Origin of the sequence: Natronoglycomyces albus (genome assembly GCF_016925535.1) — a bacterium.
In the GTDB taxonomy this organism is placed as follows: Bacteria; Actinomycetota; Actinomycetes; order Mycobacteriales; family Micromonosporaceae; genus Natronoglycomyces; species Natronoglycomyces albus.
In genome coordinates this window covers 1108190-1125849 of sequence record NZ_CP070496.1, presented here as the reverse complement: position 1 = coordinate 1125849, position 17660 = coordinate 1108190, and the positions used below count along the sequence as shown (strand labels likewise).

Below are 17660 nucleotides of genomic sequence, written 5' to 3'. Positions count from 1 at the left end.
CCAGCTCCCGCAACACAGTCGCCAGCGCGTGCACACCCTGGGCGCAGTCATCGTCAGAGGCAAACTCGCTGGGAGAATGCGAAACACCGGTTGGATTGCGCACAAACAACATCGCGGTGGGGATATGCCCGGCCAAGACCCCCGCATCGTGGCCAGCTCCAGTGGGCAGGACCGGAACTCCTCCCAATAGCGCCGCGATCCGGTCGCGCAGTCCGTCGTCAAACTCCACGACCCGAGTCACCGATTCGGCCACCATGTCCACCGAGGTGCCATCGCGCGTGGACCGCTCGCGGGCCTTCTGTTCGATTTCGGCAACCAGCTGGTTCAGGGTTTCCTCGTCGGGTGCGCGGGCGTCCAACCAAGCGTCAACGTGCGCGGCGATCGCGTTCGTCGCCCCCGGATCAACCGAGACCCTGCCGATTGTGGCCAGCGCCCCGGCCAGCTTGGCTTCTTTACGAGCCGCGAGGGTGGTGAATGCGAACGTCAACATGGGGTCGCGCCGGTCAGCCAACGGAGTCGTGCCCGCGTGGTTGCCTTCGCCGCTGAAGCCGAAGCGCCAACGGCCGTGCGGCCAGATCGCGCTGGCAACCCCGACCGGCGCGTCGTCGTGAACGAGCGCGCGCCCTTGTTCTACGTGCAGTTCGATGAAGCACCCGAAGCGGTTCAGACGCTCAGTGTCGACCCCGAGCGCGTCGGGGTCTTCGCCTGCGGCGCGCATGGCCTCCTCGAGCGTGGTTCCGTCCCGGTCGGTGAGGGCCCGGGCGCTGTTGGGGTCGTAAGCACCGGTCATCAGGCGTGATCCCAGGCAGGGTACGCCGAAGCGTCCGCCCTCTTCTTCGGTGAAGGCCGCGATGGCGATGGGACGGTGCGGTTGGATGTTGCGGGTTTTCAGAATGTCGATGGCGAGGAAGGCAGAGACGATGCCGAGCGGACCGTCGTATGCTCCCCCGTGTGGAACCGAGTCGAAGTGGCTTCCAGTGAGGACGGCGTCGCCGCGGTCTGGGTCGCCCCACCAGGCGTAGAGGTTGCCGTTGCGGTCGGTCTCGGTCGACAGTCCGCGAGCGGTGGCCTGGTCGTGAAACCACTCTCGGCAGGCGGCGTCGGCTTCGGTCCACGAATAGCGCAGGTAGCCGCCGGAGTCGGCGCGCCCGATGGGGGCCAGCTCGTCCCAGAGTCGCCGGAACTCCTGCTGGGTTTTGGCGATGTCGTTCATGCTCAGTTCTCCCGGGTGGGAATGCGGACGCCTTGGTCCTTGGCGACGGCTTCGGCGCGCTCGTACCCGGCGTCGACGTGGCGGATGACACCCATTCCGGGGTCGTTGCGGAGGACGCGGGAGATTTTTTGAGCGGCCAGGTCGGTGCCGTCGGCGACGATAACCTGTCCGGCGTGGAGGGACCGTCCGATGCCGACGCCGCCGCCGTTGTGGATACTGACCCAGGTGGCTCCGGAGGCAGTGTTGATCAAGGCGTTGAGTAGGGGCCAGTCGGCGATGGCGTCGGAACCATCGAGCATGGATTCGGTTTCGCGGTAGGGGCTGGCGACCGATCCGCAGTCTAGGTGGTCGCGGCCGATGGCGATGGGTGCTTTGAGGATGCCCTCGGCAACCATTTCATTGAAGCGCAGGCCCGCTTTGTCGCGTTCGCCGTATCCCAGCCAGCAGATGCGCGAGGGCAGGCCCTGGAACTCGATTTGGTCCCCAGCCATGGTGATCCAGCGTTTGAGCGACTCGTTTTCGGGGAATAGTTCGAGAATGGCCTGGTCGGTGGCGGCGATATCGGCGGGGTCGCCCGAGAGCGCGGCCCACCGGAACGGGCCCTTTCCTTCGCAAAATAGCGGTCGGATGTAGGCGGGGACGAAACCGGGGAAGGAGAAGGCACGGTCGTAGCCAGCCAGTTGCGCTTCTCCGCGAATGGAGTTGCCGTAGTCAAAGACTTCAGCCCCGATGTCCTGGAAGCCGACCATTGCTTCCACGTGTTTGCGCATGGAGGCGCGGGATTGCTCGGTGAACCCCTCGGGGTCGCGTTTGGCTAGGTCGGCCGCTTCGGAGAGTGCGACCCCTTCGGGGATGTAGGACAGCGGGTCGTGGGCGGAGGTTTGGTCGGTGACGATGTCGACGGGGACGCTGCGGCGAAGAATTTCGGGCACGAGTGTGGCGGCGTTGCCGACGACCCCGATGGAGATGGCATCGCCAGCTTCTTTGGCGGCAACAGCCTGCTCGATCGCCTCATCGAGGCTGTTGGCGACGGTGTCGAGGTAACGCTTCTCGACGCGACGGGCCAGGCGGGTCGCGTCGATGTCGATGATGAGGCATACGCCGTCGTTCATGGTCACGGCCAACGGTTGCGCGCCGCCCATGCCTCCGCAGCCGGCGGTGAGGGTGAGCGTCCCCTTCAGGCTGCCCCCGAAGCGCTTCTTGGCCACGGCGGAGAAGGTCTCGTAGGTGCCTTGGAGAATTCCCTGGGTTCCGATGTAGATCCAGGAACCGGCGGTCATCTGGCCGTACATGGTGAGGCCGAGTTCTTCCAAACGGCGGAATTCGGGCCACGTCGACCAGTCGCCGACGAGGTTGGAGTTGGCTAGGAGGACACGCGGGGCCCATTCGTGGGTGCGCATGACTCCGACGGCGCGGCCGCTTTGGACCAGCAGGGTCTCGTCGGCGGCCAGGGTTTTCAGTGCGCGCTTGATGGCCTCGAAGTCGGCTTGGCTGCGGGCCGCCTTGCCAGTGCCGCCGTAGACGACCAGGTCTTCGGGACGTTCGGCCACCTCGGGGTCGAGGTTGTTGAGCAGCATCCGATATGCCGCCTCAGTTTGCCAGTTTTGGCAGTTCAGATCGGTGCCGTGCGGTGCGCGCATGGTTTTACCTCCGTTGCGGGGCGATGGTCAATGTGGTTGTGGCGAGTCTGAGCGAATCCGAGGGATCGGTGGGTCAGGTACTGAAGATGTCGCGGCGGGCTGCGGAGAGTTCGAAGTTCTCCAGCCGCTGGGTGGTCTCGGTTGGGGCCGCGTCGCACATGGCTTGCAGCAGCACCATGGCCAGAACCATCGGCGCGGTGTGCAGGTCGAACACCAGCTGAGAGCCGACTGCCGCGGGCAAGACGATGTCGCTGAGTTCTGCGGCCGGGCTCATGGGCGAGTCGGTGATGGAGACAACGTGCATTCCCAACTGCCTGGCTTCGGTGAGCGCGGCCAGGGTGTCGCGCGGGTAGCGTGGCAGCACGAAAGCCAGCAGCGATCTTGCCCCGGCTGACCGAGCCTGTTGCAGCTGGTCGCCAATCTCGGAGCCCCCCGCATCTAGGATGCGCACATCGGGGTGGATCTTGGCGGCGAAATAGCCGAAATAGCCAGCGGCGGGAGCGGCGGCACGCAGCCCCAATACCGGCAGCGGCTGGGAATTCATGAGGGCCTGTCCGGCCTCGGTGATGGGCCGCTCGTCGGTGAGGAGGTCGGAGAGCTTCCGCAGATTGTCTTGTTCGGCCGACACGGCGCGTTGGAATTGATTGCCGCCGGTAGGTTCGTCAGCCTGTTGGCCGCTCATGAGTTTCGCGATGTGGCGGCGCAGGTCGGGATAGCCTTCAAACCCTAGGGCGATCGCGAATCGAGTGACCGAAGGCTGGCTTACACCAGCTAGCGCGGCCAGTTCGCTGGCAGACATGTAGGTGGCCATCGAAGCCTGGTCAACCAGGCAGCGGGCGATACGCCGCTGAGCGGGCGTCAGCCGCGTACTGGAGAAGAGGGCGGGAAGCTTGGTCCCGGCAGCGTCAGTCACCCCCTCAGTGTATGAATAATTCCATACATGGGGCAACAGGATGTTGAATATTCTTCATTTTAGGGTTGTCTCCCCAGGTCACAACTGGGGAGACAACCCTCACGTCCCCGCTCGTGGGCCATCAGTGATGACCAACCCGCCAGCGAGCACGGTGGCTATTCGCCGCGCGCGGTCTCCTGCTCTCCCTCACACGGAGCCTCTCCGGGAGCAAAGCTGCGAATGTCATGGCCGACTGACGTCATGCACTTACCCGACTTCAAGTTCCACTTCCAGCCATGCATTTGGCAAGTCAGAACCCCATCCTCGACCTTGCCAAAGACCGACAAGTCAGCCTTCAAATGCGGGCAGCGCCGCTGGATGGTCCAGCCATCCAGCACCACATTCTCTTCATCCGGCCGCTGCTCGGCATACCATCCCTCGGCGTATTGGAGGCGCTCCGAAGACAGACACTTGAAGAACGTGTACACGTACTCGTTGTATTGACCGATCCGCGCGGCGGTGAAACGGCACGACAAGAACAGCGAGTTCACCCAGTCAACCTCGTTAATGTGCAGCAAGTGCTCGATGAGGCGACGCTCGGTGCGGAAGCGGTAGCGGACTTTACGGCCGTCATCGGGAATGATGGCTCGCTCGACAAAGTCAAACAGGATCGACTCGATAATCTCATCGGAATCGGCCTCAGTCAGGTCGAAACGAACCGAGCCCCCGATCCCCGCGCAAATCTGCTCGGCCTCGGCCATGAGCGGTTCAATGCGCTCCCTCAACGTGGCCAACACATCAATCTCAGGGTGAGACCAGGAAGCCTTCTCTTGCGCCAAGCGCCCCTGCTGACGGTCCCGGTAATCCTCTAGATGCTGCTTCTTGTTGGCGAACCATTCGCGCAGATCCGCGACCGGGTGGGTGACCGAAATATCCTCTTGAGTCAATTCCGCGACCGTGCCCGGCATGAGGACGACATTATTGTCATGGCCCTGTTCGGAAAGCCAGTCGGCGTAGGTGAGTTGGTCGGGGAAGATATTGCCCTCATCGCCAAAGATGTCGTTGAACTCCCACAACTTGTCATCCAGGAAGCACGGCGGCCCGGCGATGGGGAACGTCCACGAGGCCTTGGCATCGTTGATGTAGCGCAAAGAACGATCGAACTGCCGTTCACGCTTTTGCTTGCCAAAGGCGCGCTTGGCGTTGTCGGGCAGTTCATAGACCATCGGGTACCAAATCGCGCCAGCGAACTGCAATAGGTGCGCGTGCAGGTGGCCGTGTTGGGTGAACACCGTCAGGTCGGTGGGCCGGGCGTCGTTTTGGTTAAGCAGCCGCACCCCATCGGCGTCCTCGACCCACAGCGAGGAGTCACCGATCGGACCATCCGTAGGCGAGGTGAGTGCCTGGATCATGATGCGAGCGCCACCGGGAAGATCAACGATCTCCTCGGAGACGGTCTTGATGAACTTGTGGAAGCCCAGCGCCCGCAGCTCGGCCTCTAGCTCGTTGGTGGGGTACTCCGGCAACAGGACCGTGGTGTCCTTGTTGATGTGCCCGGCGAGGTTCTCAGCGTCGAAGTGGTCCCGATGCAGATGGGAAACATACAGGTAGTCGCAGTTGCCCAACGTGTCCCAGTCGAGGCTCGAATTGTCCGGGAAAGGGAACCAAGACGCGAAATAGGACGGATTCACCCATGGGTCGCACAGGATCGACCCCGAAGCGGTCTCGATGAACATGGATGCGTGACCCGTACCGGTAATGCGCACACTTAACCCCTAACACACGCTGTGCCGACGAATTATTGGATCGATACTTTCGATCGAGCAAAGGCGTGACCGCCCCTGGTCGGTTCCGAAGGAACCTCAACGTCTCTAAATTACACTTCAGGCCACACTAATCCGGGCAGTGTGACGGTCTGTGGCACGCAAGACTATGCTGCACAGTGCAGAGAAGTCCGCACACCCGGAGGTAACCACTATGGCCGGCGGCGAAGAGCCCGTACTGTCCCCCGCCCAACGCAAACCGACCAGCCGCAAGGTGCTCTACAGCACGCTGCTAGTGACGGCGGGCATCGTCTTGACGTTCCTCCTTGGGAACCACACTGGCCGCATCGAAGACTTCTTCGTGATTCTCACCGCGGCGGGCATCGTCGGCTTCGTGGTACTGGACTGGTGGATGCGCCGGACCGGGTTGCGTGACTAGTTGCGGCCCCAACCCCTAGCGGTTCGGACACAAAACGTAACGACAGTGGTGGGCCCCGCGATCGCGGGGCCCACCACTGTCGTTACGTCCTCTTATGTATTAGGCGAGCCGAACACCCGACCAGGTCAGTGCGATGACGCCTCCGCCTGACGGGGCGGAAAATCGATCAGCGCATCATGCCCCGCTGCTGGAAGATCTCCCGCACCTCGCGCAACGCCGCCTCCACTTCGCCCTCAAAGTAGCCGCCTTGAACCAGCGAGAACTGGCTAGTATCCAGTTCGCGGTCTGTCAAAGGCATCGGCGTGCGACCGGTCATGGCCGCACCGACAGCGTCAAAAATCCGGTCCACCTGGGCTGGGTCATAGCCCGAGCCGAATCGACGAGGCTGGAACGAACGGCGCAACTGGTCGAGACGATGCACGTCATCGGGAGTAAACGCCGAGTCGGAGGGACGCATCTCAGTGGTCATCTCTTGACGACCGTGACGCCCAGGGCCGTCAAATGCTCCTCGCCCCTCATAGGGGTTACGGCGCCCATAGTCAACCGGTGCGGCCGCGCCACGACCGAATTCAGTGCCCGCCGGATCGCCAGGCCCCGAGACCGGCCCGGCACCTGAGATCGGGCCCGCTCCCGAGACTGGCCCGGCGCCCGAGACGGGGCCCGCGCCAGAAGTGGGGGCATAACCGGCACCAGAGCTGGGCGCCCGACCGCCGTATGGTCCGGCCTCCTGCGGCGGATATTGCCCGGCAGGACCCGAGGAAGTTGGGAAGGCCGAGCGTCCGGGCAAAGCGGCGCGTCCCGGGCCGCCCTCTGGTCTCCCAGGAGGCGGAACAGCCGCAGCCCCAAAGCGTGGGTGATCCTCACCTGGGCCGCCCGGCGGCGGACCCTGAGGTGGGCGCGGAGCGGCACGGCGAGAGCCAGTGTCGGAAAAATGGTTCTCCGGCGGATAGTTGCCGCCGAATTCCGATTCCGGTGGGCCAGCCGGGCCGCCACGACGCGAACCAGTATCACCGCTGCGCGGGCCCAGCGCCGCCCGGCGGGAACCGGTGTCGCCCGCACCTACGGCAGGTTGAATCTGGGTGGCGTCAGCCGCTGGCCCACGAGATGGAGGCGGCACCGCCGCGCCACGGCGCGGACCAAACCCCTCCTCATGTGGGCCAGGGCCACCGGGCGCAAACCCCTCGTCGCGAGGAGGGAACGATTCTTCGCGGCCGCCAAAGGCACCATCACGCGGGCCAAACCCCTCTTGCGGAACGGGGGCGCCACGCCGGATGGGGCCGCGACCGGGCCCAGGAGAGGCCTCATCGTGATGCAAGGGAAGTTGTTGCGTGGCATTGGCCATATCTGGGCCGGGTCCGCCGGGGTCGCTCGGCGCACCGTAGGCATTATCGCGGCCTGGACCAGGATGCCGATATTCCTCATTGGCCGGAGCAAACCCATCGAAGCTACGTTCCGGGCCCCGGTCAGGCCCTGAGGGAGCAAAACCCTCCTCGGGTACGCGGGCGCTCTGCGCGGCCGGAGTGAATCCGTCAAAGCCGCGTTCCGGACCGCCAAAACGGTCGTCAAAACCTCGCTCTGGACCAGCGCCCGCTGGCGCGAAACCAGGCTCACGTCCACGTCCCGGGCCGAAACCACGGTCAGGACCAGGTCCACCGGGCCCGAAATCGTCTACATCGGAGAACTCGTCTTCAGCTGGCGCCCCGAAACCGCCTTTGCGCGGCGCTGCGAAGGGGTCATTGGGATCGGACTCTCCTGGGGGCGGACCGGCGAGGAAACCGAAGCCCTCGTCGTCGTCTCCGCCGCCGCGCAAGTGCCCGAAACCCTCGGCATCGTCCGGTTCGGGGGCCCTGGCCACGGCCGCACGCGCGGGCTCGGCTCTGCCGGCGCGTCCACGTCCGCCCTCACCCATCGGCACCGGTTCCCGCCCCGGAGGGCCCTCAGGGGCGAAGCCAACGGCACCGCGCGGAGCATCGGGAATCTCACGAATTGGCTGCGCTTTACCACCTGGGCCCGTCTCACTGGCGGCCTTGGAGAAGTCCGGAGCGGGAGCAGAGCCCAAGACTCCACGTTCTTCCAGCTCAGCCAGTTGCCGAGCCACTCGGTCGAGATAGACGTCGACCTGCCATTCGTCATAGCCGCCGAAACGCACACGGAAAACGCAATCGTCGACTTCTTCCGCTGTCACCGGGCTACCCACCGGGTCACCGGCCAGCGTCGCCTCTACTCGGTCGAGGAAGGCATCGACTTCGTCAACCTTGTAGCCACGGCTCAACGCGCGGCGCCTAAACCGGTCCCCATGACTCGCCACTACAAAGCCACCTTCCGCTTAACTCGTTCGGCCACTGTTCGTATCGACGGATGTGCCGGCCTGCTCAGAGGCGGCCAACTGCCCACAGGCACCGTCGATCTCCTGTCCGCGGGTATCACGCACTGTCGTGGCGATCCCGCCATCCCGTAGCCGACGTACAAACTCCGCCTCCACCGGCTTCGGACTCGCGTCCCAGCGAGAGCCCGGTGTTGGGTTCAGCGGGATCAGATTGACATGTGCGATACGGCCACGCAAGAGCGCGGCCAGCCGATCCGCACGCCACGGTTGGTCATTGATGTCCCGGATCATCGCGTACTCAATCGAGACACGGCGTTTAGACCGGTTAGCGTACTCCCACGCGGCATCGAGAACTTCCGCGACCTTCCAACGGGTGTTGATCGGGACGAGCTCATCACGCAGCTCGTCATCGGGAGCGTGCAGTGACACAGCCAAGGTGACTGGAAGCCCCAATTCGGTCAGTTGCTTGATCTGTGGGACCAACCCCACAGTGGACACGGTGATGTTGCGAGCTGATAGCCCCACCCCATCCGGGACCGGAGCAGTCAGCAACTGCAACACCTTCTTCAACCGCGCCCAGTTCGCCAGCGGCTCGCCCATCCCCATGAAAACGACATGGGAGAGACGACCCAGCTCATGTTCCGCGGCGGTCTTAGCCGCGTGTACTACTTGATCAACGATCTCGGCGGTCGAGAGGTTGCGCGTCAAACCGGCCTGACCAGTCGCACAAAAGGGGCAAGCCATGCCACAACCAGCCTGGGAAGAAATACAGACGGTAACCCGATCGGGGTAGGCCATCAGTACGCTCTCGACCAACGCCCCGTCGTGAAGCCGCCACAAAGTCTTCACCGTCTTGCCATCGTCGCAAGAATCCTGACGGACCTGATGCAACAACTGCGGCAACAGAGCCGACCCGATCTGCTCTCGCGCGGCCACCGGAAGATCGGTCATCGCCTCCGCGTCAGTAACGTGCCGCCCGAAGTACTGGTTGCGAAGCTGCTTGGCTCGGAAGGCCGGTTGACCCAACTCGGCCAACACCTCCTGGCATTCGGCCATGCTGAGATCAGCCAGGTGCCGGGGAGGTGCGGCCCTGCGCTTGCGCGGTTCTGTCAATGTGAGTGCTACAGCCATGTCACAGCCAAGTCTCGCATGAGTAGCGCTGCATCTGCCAACCCCAGTTCCTCGTAAGAGGGTGACCTACCCTCGCGTGTCCACATACTGTCCATTGATCGCTGCACTTCCAACCGTTCGGTCCCTGGTCAAAGCCCGCCACATGTGCCAGGCTCCCACCGCTGCGTCACCAGGTCACTACTATCGATCGACTCAAAGAGACATAAGTCTCCCGCTAAGCCGAGCAAATACCAAAACCAGATGAAGGCCACGGGAGCGGCCATGAGAATCGAGTCAAGCCTGTCCATCAGGCCGCCGTGACCGGGAATCAAATTGCTCATGTCCTTGATTCCCAGGTCCCTCTTTATAAGTGACTCCGTCAAGTCCCCCAGCGTGCCCGCCAGCGCGATACTGACACCGACGGCCAGGCCCATCCACACGTCCACCTCAAAGAGCAGCCACAGCGCCAACGCGCCTCCCAGCGAGCTGGCGGCCACAGAGCCGAAAAGCCCCTCCCACGACTTCTTGGGGCTAATGCGCGGGGCCATCGGATGTTTCCCGAAGAACACTCCGGCCACATACCCGCCGGTGTCGGACAGCACCACCATCAACAGCATTGCGATCACGCGCCACGCGCCGTCTTCGGCGGAAGCGATCAGCATCGCGAACCCGCCCAAGAACGGAACGTACACCGCCACGAGGACAGAGGCCGGAAGATCGATGTGATACCCGGTCGCCCCTTCGCCCAGCCGCCAAATGAACAGGGCCGCGACAACGAGGCCAATGGAAAGCATGAGGGCGTTGCCGCCGCCAAACCAGGTCAAGGCAAGAACGATCACCGCACCGACGGCCAGCGGGACCACAGGCACGTTCTTGCCCGCTTTACGCATGGCAGTGGCCAGTTCCCAGGTGCCGACGGCGACGGCGACCCCGGCAACGCCAAGAAAGACTATGGGCTGGATCAGGAGGGAACCGAGAATGACCGCGCCCAGTACGACACCCGTGATGATGGCGGCGGGAAGGTTACGTCCAGCCTTCACCTTCTTGACGGGCTGTTTGGGCTCCTCGTTCCCCAGCTGAGGCGAGTCTGGGAGGTCGCTCTGAGGGTGTGGGGTGTCCAAGGAGGGAGGCGGGGAGGGCTCGGCCTCGCTTCGCCGAGCCCTTTCATCTCCAGGCTGGTCGCTATGTAGCGGTCTCATCAAATCTCTAGTAGCTCAGCTTCTTTTGCCGCCACAAGATCGTCGATTTGCTTGGTGTAGCGGCCGGTGATGTCGTCTAGGTCCTTTTCGGCTTGATGACCCTCGTCCTCGCGAGCTTCGCCGTCCTTGACCAACTTGGCGATCTCGTCCTTGGACTTGCGGCGGATGTTGCGCACCGACACCTTGCTGTCCTCTCCCTTGGAACGGACAACTTTGATCATTTCCCGTCGACGTTCCTCGGTCATAATCGGGAGGTTCAACCGCAGCTGATTGCCTTCGTTATTCGGGTTGAGTCCAAGGTCGGACTCGCGAATAGCTCGTTCAATGGCGTCAGTTTGCGACATGTCGAAGGGCTTGATGATCACCATGCGCGGCTCGGGAACGGCAATGGAGGCAAGTTGCGGCAACGGCGTCTGCGCCCCGTAATAGTCCACTGTGATCTTGGAGAACATGGCGGCGGAAGCGCGGCCGGTGCGAACCGCTGCGAACTCTTCCTTGGCGTGCGCCACAGCGCGTTCCATCTTGTCTTCTGCTTCGAGAAGGGATTCGTCAATCACTGCAATCTCTCACATTCTTGTACCTGACATCAGCAAACTCAGTGGCCTATTCAGGTGTGCTCCTGCAAGGCCGCAGGAGGTGAAGTTTACAAAGGTGGGCCCGCCGCGGAGAACGCTCGTCCCATAAGGCTTTCTGGGGCAACGTTTCCTAGGCGTGCGAACCGCGCGGGTTAACCTCATCCTGCACCTGCGCAGAGGCGACGTCTGAGGCGACTATCGAACGCACCTGAATGAGCAATTCGACCGTACCGTAAGGCTCTATTGGCCTGCGGCGGCATGGATCAGGGTGCCGATCTTCTCCCCGCAGATGGCGCGCTGGATCGTATCCTCCCCCTCGGCTCCAAAGACGAGCATGGAAAGATTGTTGTCCTTGCACAGGCTGAACCCGGCGGCGTCTATCACTTGCAGCTCGCGACGCAGCGCCTCTTCAAACGTGAGGCTATCCAGACGCTGCGCGTCGGGGTCTTTACGAGGGTCGGCCGTGTAGACGGCGTCGACTCCATTCTTACTCATGAGCACGATGTCGGCGGCGATTTCAAGGGCCCGCTGCGCGGCGACAGTGTCGGTCGAAAAGTACGGTAGGCCAGCTCCCGCGCCAAAGATCACCACACGTCCCTTTTCAAGGTGGCGAATGGCCCGCCGCGGTATGTAGGCCTCGGCGACCTGGGCCATCGTGATGGCCGTCTGCACGCGCGTGTCAATGCCCTCTTTTTCCAAGAAGTCTTGCAGCGCCAAACAGTTCATGACCGTTCCGAGCATTCCCATGTAGTCGGCACGCGTGCGTTCCATACCGCGTCGCTGCAGTTCGGCGCCACGGAAGAAGTTGCCTCCGCCGATGACCACGGCAACCTGGACTCCGGAATTGACCGAAGTGGCGATTTGGCGAGCGATTCCTTGCACGACATCGGGGTCCACGCCGACGGCCCCGCCGCCGAATGCTTCACCGGACAGTTTCAAGACGACACGGTTATACCGGTGCTGCGAGGATTCGCTCATGGGTTCGTTCCTTCGGATTGCTCATGCGGTGGGTGCTCTGCGGTGCGCTCTTCGGGTGATATTCCGCCGGAATGTCCGGCCCGACGCTTCGAGGTCATCACTGGGCCGGTTCGGTGGCGGGACATAGCAAACGAGGAGGCCACTTGGTGCGAATATGCATGTAAGCGGCCTCCTCGTGTCAGCTCGTTGGCGGTAAGCCTACTCCTGGCCGACCTCGAAACGGAGGAATCCGGTGACCTTGGTCCCGGCTTCTTCCAGAGTCTTCTCGACGGTCTTCTTGTTGTCCATGACCGACTTCTGGTTCAGCAGAACGAAGTCAGCGTAGTAGGAATTGACCTTGCCCTCGACGACCTTCGAGATCGCCTGTTCGGGCTTACCCTCAGAGCGGGCAGTCTCCTCGGCGATACGCTTCTCGGCCTCGACGATGTCGGCCGGAACCTCATCGGAGGTGAGGTACTTCGGACGCATGGCGGCGACCTGCATACCGACCTGACGCGCGGCCTCTTCGTCACCCTCGAAAGCGATGACGACGCCGACCTGCGGCGGGAGGTCGGCGGATTTGCGGTGCATGTAGGCGGTGGTCGAGCCTTCCAGCACTCCAACGCGACCGATGACCAGCTTTTCGCCGATCCGAGCGGACTCTTCGGCGATAATGTCGGCGACAGTCTTGTCACCGAGTTTCGAGTCCAGCAGGGCCTGCACGTCGGAGGTCTTGGTGGCTGCGGCGTGCTCGACCAGATTCTGAGCCAACTCGATGAACGTGGCGTTCTTGGCGACGAAGTCAGTCTCGCAGTTGAGCTCCAGCAGGGCATTGCCCGATTGGGCGACCAGGCCGTTGGCGGTGGTGCGTCCGGCACGCTTGCCGACGTCCTTCGCGCCCTTGATGCGCAGAGCCTCGACAGCGGCGTCGAAGTCGCCGTCGGCCTCGGTCAGTGCCTTCTTAACGTCCATCATTCCGGCACCGGTGAGCTCGCGGAGCCGCTTGATGTCAGCTGCGGTGATGGCGGCCATCTACTCCCCTTCAATGGGTGGCCCGCGTCAAACGCGAGCCTTGTGTACGAACAGAGCTTGTGGAACTAGAGCTATTGCTAATGGGGCGACGAGGAAATTCATGGCCCTCGCCGCCCCCACGGGTACGCGACGCACTCAGGCAATCGCGAGCCCAGAGGCTTATTCGGCCTTGACCTCGTCGGCGGGCTTCTCCTCAGCCTCAGCCTTGGGAGCCTCAGCTTCGGGGGCCTCTTCGGCCTTCTCCTCGGTCTTGGCCTCGGTCTTTTCGCCGTCGGTGGTGAGCAGTTCCTTTTCCCACTCGGCCAGCGGCTCGTTCTCGGACTTGCCCGCTGCCTCTTCGGAGGAGCCAGACGAGCGGGCCATGAGGCCCTCGGCGACACCATCGGCGATGACACGGGTCAGAAGCGCCACCGAACGGATCGCGTCGTCGTTACCCGGAATCGGGTGGTCGACCTCGTCGGGGTCGCAGTTGGTGTCCAAGATGGCGATGACCGGGATGCCCAGCTTGCGGGCCTCGTCCACGGCGATGTGCTCTTTCTTGGTGTCGACGATCCAGATCGCCTGCGGCAGCTTGGTCATGTCGCGCAGACCGCCCAGCGTACGGGTGAGCTTGTCCTTCTCGCGCATGAGCTGGAGCATTTCCTTCTTGGTGCGCTTGGCGACAGCACCGTTTTGCTCCAGCAGTTCCAGCTCTTTGAGGCGCTGGAGCCGCTTGTTGATGGTCTGGAAGTTGGTGAGCATGCCGCCCAGCCAGCGGTAGTTCACGTAGGGCATGCCCACGCGAGTGGCCTGCTCTGCAATGGCTTCTTGAGCCTGCTTCTTGGTACCGACGAAGAGGACGTTGCCGCCCCCGGCCACGATGTTCTTGACGAAGTCGTGGGCCTTTTCGGCGTATTCGAGGCTCTGACGCAAGTCAATCACGTAGATGCCGTTGCGGTCAGTGAAAATGAACCGCTTCATCTTCGGGTTCCAGCGACGGGTCTGGTGCCCGAAGTGCACGCCGCTTTCGAGCAGCTGGCGCATTGTTACAACCGACAAGGTTGATTCCTTTCTTCACCCACACCTCACGCGAGGCGCGTTCCCTGGTTCGTGGAGAGAACGTGGTCGTCCTCTCTTCCTGGCATTCAGGCTGTCGCAGTCGTGGAGGACCGGCGTAGCCGGACCGGGGAGACTGCGATGTCGGAATGTCCCGACGCGCGAGACCGCTGGTGGCGGCCGGACTGAATGCGCGAAGTCAGCTGAGAAGTGTGATGCGGACGGGCCGCACTCCCCGAAGTCGAAATGACGCGACTTGCGAGTGGGCGGCCTGCCGTGACCCACTGTTGTGAATCTCAGCCGCTAGTGGTGGCCAGCATGAATTGGCCACACCGGTCAAGTGTACGCGGGCGTTGGCACGCGCTTTCGCGCTGGGCAGGCCGAGTGACCCAGGCTAACCATAAGGAGCTTGAGACCCCAGTGAGGGCACGCCTCGGGCGAAGCGGAGGGGACATTTGAACGCTGGCGCTAACCACACTGCCCGCCATTCGATCGGCGCGACTGCCGCGCCAGCGGCTACGCCCTGTGGATAACTCACCACATGGCGCTGGACCAGCGCTTCAACCCTGGTCTCGCGCCGGACGAAGGGGGGTTATCCACAGCCGAGAATTTTTTCGTTGACCATATTGACATATTCCTCCAATATTTATTGCATGAAACTTACAAAACGTTTTGGCCTCCTCTCAGCTCTCATGGGAGTTTTGGTCGCTATGGGGCTTTTTGTATGGCCCCCTTCTCCAGTCACAGACCCAGACCCACATCATGCGATGCTCGCCGTTTCTTGGCCCATAACTCACGAGAGCCCCGACCTGGCCAGCCATGATCGTCTGGCCACCCGCGATTCTGCGACGCCCCTTGGCCAGCACGCTGAGGACTCCCCCGCGGATGGGCTCAGTTCCGGTTCCAAGGCATGGCGGGCCCCTCTGATCGCGCTGCGCGTCGTCAGGCCATTCCATCCCCCACCGCTGCCCTGGGCGGCCGGTCATCGAGGAGTCGACCTAGCCGGAAGCCACCGCCATGTCATCACCGCGGCACGAGACGGGGTCGTCGTATATGCCGACCGGCTTAATGATCGGGGAGTTGTCGCGATCGCCCACCCGGGCGGCTGGCGAACTAGTTACGAACCAGTCGAGGCCAGCGTTCGCACCGGGCAACATGTGCGGGCAGGAGACGAAATCGGCCTTCTCGTCGGAGCGCATCGCGGCTGCGACGATTCAGATCCGTGCCTGCACTGGGGAGCCCGACTCCACGGCCGCTACGTCGACCCCCTGTGGCTACTCGGGCTCGGCCAGGCCCGGCTCTTGCCCCGGCCCGATCTCGGCATGCCTGAGGTGGAAGGGCAATGACGACTCCGCCCATACCCGACCTAGGTGAACTCTCGCCCTTTGAGCTCGGCGTCATAGGGGAGCGATTTGCCGCCGATCATCTGCGCCGCGACGGTATCCGCATCCTCGAATGCAACTGGAGGGAGGCCGCCGGAGAAATCGACCTCATCGCTCGCCACCGCGACACGATCGTGTTCTGCGAGGTCAAGACCCGGCGAAGTCTGAAGTATGGACCGCCCTCGGCCGCCATTGACGCGGCAAAGGCCAGCCAACTGGTGGCACTGGCCCAGTTGTGGCTCAAAGATCGGGCGACGTTCGACCAGCCGTGGCGTATTGACCACCTGCTCTTGAGGGCGGTGGGCAGCCATGAATTGCAACTTGAACATCTGAGAGGACCACGTCAATGTCGCACGAACTGACCGGACCAGGCTGCCGAACATCCGCTTCGTACCCAATACCGCCATCGGGCCCAACTGTGAATGCCCCAACCGCAGATTACTTTCCTGGTCAGGAATACACCTCCGAGAGCGATACGCATCGTGACAGCGTTGTCGACCAGGGAGGAATTCCTCCCCAACCAGGGGCGGCCTCCAAAGGTAAGGGGCGACTCGACCGGTATGCGCGCAGCACCGGCCTCACGCTGCTAGGCGCGAGCGGAACTGTCGTCACGGTGGAAGCGACGGTGGGGAGGCCCAGTCCAAGCGGTGGCAAGGTCTTCCTGTCGGGACTGCCCGATTCCTCCGTGAATCAGGCGCAGACACGGGCCCGAGCGGCGATGAGTAACTCGGGCCTCACCTTCCCCGACGGGGATGTCTCGGTGAACTTCGGGCCAGCATCGGTGCCGACTACCGGGACCTCCTGCGATCTGGCCTTCGCCTGCGCCATCGTGTGCGCTGCGGGCAACGCGCCCACAGAAAGACTCGAGGGCACTGCCATGTTTGCCGAGCTGGGCCTCGACGGAAGCCTCCGGGGAGTCCTGGGAGTTCTGCCAGCCCTACTGGCCGCTCGCGCCGCTGGAATACGGCGAGTCCTTGTCTCTGCCGACAATGCCACCGAAGCTCAGCTAGTAGACGGCCTGACCATTTTCGCCCCCGCTGACCTGGGCATGGTCATCGATTGGCTGCGCGGGAGTGCTGAACTTCCATCACCTCCCCCGCCCGAACCACACGTGACACCCTCGCTTCCAGACATGGCCGACCTGCGCGGGCAGGCGATGGCCAGGCAAGCTCTCGAAGTAGCGGCAGCTGGCAGGCACCACATGTTCTTGCAGGGTCCACCTGGCGCGGGCAAGACGATGCTGGCCGAGCGCCTGCCCTCTCTCCTGCCACCGCTGACCGACGAAGAAGCCCTCGAAGTCACGTCAGTGCATTCGCTGGCAGGAACGTTGCCGCCCAACTGCGGACTCATACGGCACCCGCCCTTTCAGGCACCACACCACACCACCACCGCCCCCGCGCTCATTGGTGGAGGCGGGCACCACCTGCGACCAGGAGCCGTACCGCTGGCCCACCGGGGCGTACTTTTCCTCGACGAAGCTCCCGAGTTCAAACGCGATGTGCTAGACGCGCTGCGCCAACCGCTTGAGAGCGGAGAAACAGTCATCCACCGTGCCAAACACACCGCGACATTCCCCTCACAGGTGCAGCTGATCCTGGCCGCCAATCCGTGCCCCTGTGCCTCCGCAAAATCCCACCAGTGCGTTTGCCCGGGAAACACCCGCCGCCGTTACTTGGCACGACTGTCCGGCCCCCTCATGGACCGCGTGGACATCCATCTACGAGTGCCCACTGTGGCCGCCAGCGCCATCGTCGGGGATCAGCCAGCCGGTGAAAGTTCCGCCGACATGGCCAAGCGGGTGCTTCTAGCTCGGATGATCGCGGCCGAACGATGGGGCAAGAGTGGCCAGTCCTGGCAGGTCAACGGCGCGGTGCCAGGTCCGGCCTTGCGGTCGCAGCCGTGGCGATTGCCGACATCTGCCACACAGGAGGCCAACACGCTTTTGGAGAAGGGGCGGATCTCTGGCCGGGGCTATGACCGGGTCCTACGTCTGGCATGGACGCTGTCGGACCTGGCCGGGCAGACGATTCCCTCCAGAGATGACGTGGCAGCCGCATGCGAAATGCGCATTGGCTTCCCCGTCCGTTGACACCACGA

The 17660-nt window shown here is 63.2% G+C and carries 13 protein-coding genes and 2 pseudogenes; 4 read left to right on the top strand and 11 right to left on the bottom strand.

The features are described 5' to 3' along the window. Position 1: 1 nt before the first annotated feature. From JQS30_RS04780 to JQS30_RS04765, 4 genes and pseudogenes are all read right to left on the bottom strand, one after another. Positions 2-1213 (bottom strand): annotated as a pseudogene (locus JQS30_RS04780) (allantoate amidohydrolase); the annotation flags it as partial. A 2-nt stretch (positions 1214-1215) separates the two neighbouring features. Further along, complete coding sequence (gene hutU, locus JQS30_RS04775; RefSeq protein ID WP_213172237.1) at positions 1216-2853, bottom strand: urocanate hydratase; 1638 nt, start codon at positions 2851-2853, stop codon at positions 1216-1218. Positions 2854-2926: 73 nt separating this feature from the next. Then, the gene (locus JQS30_RS04770) at positions 2927-3766 is read right to left on the bottom strand and encodes a MurR/RpiR family transcriptional regulator (protein WP_213172236.1); all 840 of its coding nucleotides are present in this window, start codon (positions 3764-3766) and stop codon (positions 2927-2929) included. A 155-nt stretch (positions 3767-3921) separates the two neighbouring features. Then, positions 3922-5511: a Rieske 2Fe-2S domain-containing protein gene (locus JQS30_RS04765; protein WP_213172235.1), complete on the bottom strand. Its 1590-nt coding sequence runs from the start codon at positions 5509-5511 to the stop codon at positions 3922-3924. 151 nt (positions 5512-5662) lie between these two features. On the opposite strand from JQS30_RS04765, the gene JQS30_RS04760 reads away from it, so the two are divergent. After that, complete coding sequence (locus JQS30_RS04760) at positions 5663-5947, top strand: DUF2631 domain-containing protein (protein WP_213172234.1); 285 nt, start codon at positions 5663-5665, stop codon at positions 5945-5947. Positions 5948-7982: 2035 nt separating this feature from the next. Here JQS30_RS04760 and JQS30_RS17785 read toward each other — a convergent pair. The 7 genes and pseudogenes from JQS30_RS17785 to rpsB all read right to left on the bottom strand — a co-directional run. Then, positions 7983-8255 (bottom strand): annotated as a pseudogene (locus tag JQS30_RS17785) (DivIVA domain-containing protein); the annotation flags it as partial. Positions 8256-8273: 18 nt separating this feature from the next. Then, a complete protein-coding gene (rlmN, locus tag JQS30_RS04750) occupies positions 8274-9404 on the bottom strand; it encodes a dual-specificity RNA methyltransferase RlmN (RefSeq protein ID WP_213172232.1) in 1131 nt (376 codons plus the stop codon). A gap of 128 nt (positions 9405-9532) precedes the next feature. Next, positions 9533-10582 (bottom strand): phosphatidate cytidylyltransferase, encoded by a 1050-nt coding sequence (locus JQS30_RS04745; protein ID WP_213172231.1) that lies wholly within the window; start codon positions 10580-10582, stop codon positions 9533-9535. Continuing rightward, the gene (gene frr, locus JQS30_RS04740; RefSeq protein WP_213172230.1) at positions 10582-11139 is read right to left on the bottom strand and encodes a ribosome recycling factor; all 558 of its coding nucleotides are present in this window, start codon (positions 11137-11139) and stop codon (positions 10582-10584) included. Before frr ends, JQS30_RS04745 begins: the two co-directional genes overlap by 1 nt. A gap of 258 nt (positions 11140-11397) precedes the next feature. Further along, complete coding sequence (gene pyrH, locus JQS30_RS04735; RefSeq protein ID WP_213172229.1) at positions 11398-12135, bottom strand: UMP kinase; 738 nt, start codon at positions 12133-12135, stop codon at positions 11398-11400. 198 nt (positions 12136-12333) lie between these two features. After that, on the bottom strand, positions 12334-13146 hold the full coding sequence (gene tsf / locus JQS30_RS04730; protein WP_213172228.1) for a translation elongation factor Ts: 813 nt from the start codon (positions 13144-13146) through the stop codon (positions 12334-12336). Between the two features lie 159 nt (positions 13147-13305). Next, positions 13306-14184 carry a 30S ribosomal protein S2 gene (gene rpsB, locus JQS30_RS04725; RefSeq protein ID WP_213172227.1) on the bottom strand — a complete coding sequence of 293 codons (879 nt, stop codon included), beginning with the start codon at positions 14182-14184 and terminating at the stop codon, positions 13306-13308. 650 nt (positions 14185-14834) lie between these two features. On the opposite strand from rpsB, the gene JQS30_RS04720 reads away from it, so the two are divergent. From JQS30_RS04720 to JQS30_RS04710, 3 genes are all read left to right on the top strand, one after another. Continuing rightward, positions 14835-15527, top strand: coding sequence for a murein hydrolase activator EnvC family protein (locus tag JQS30_RS04720; RefSeq protein ID WP_213172226.1), 693 nt, complete (start codon positions 14835-14837; stop codon positions 15525-15527). After that, positions 15524-15925 (top strand): YraN family protein, encoded by a 402-nt coding sequence (locus JQS30_RS04715; RefSeq protein WP_213172225.1) that lies wholly within the window; start codon positions 15524-15526, stop codon positions 15923-15925. The genes JQS30_RS04720 and JQS30_RS04715 overlap by 4 nt, the downstream gene beginning before the upstream one ends. A gap of 146 nt (positions 15926-16071) precedes the next feature. Next, positions 16072-17652 (top strand): YifB family Mg chelatase-like AAA ATPase, encoded by a 1581-nt coding sequence (locus JQS30_RS04710; protein ID WP_343076179.1) that lies wholly within the window; start codon positions 16072-16074, stop codon positions 17650-17652. Positions 17653-17660: the final 8 nt, after the last annotated feature.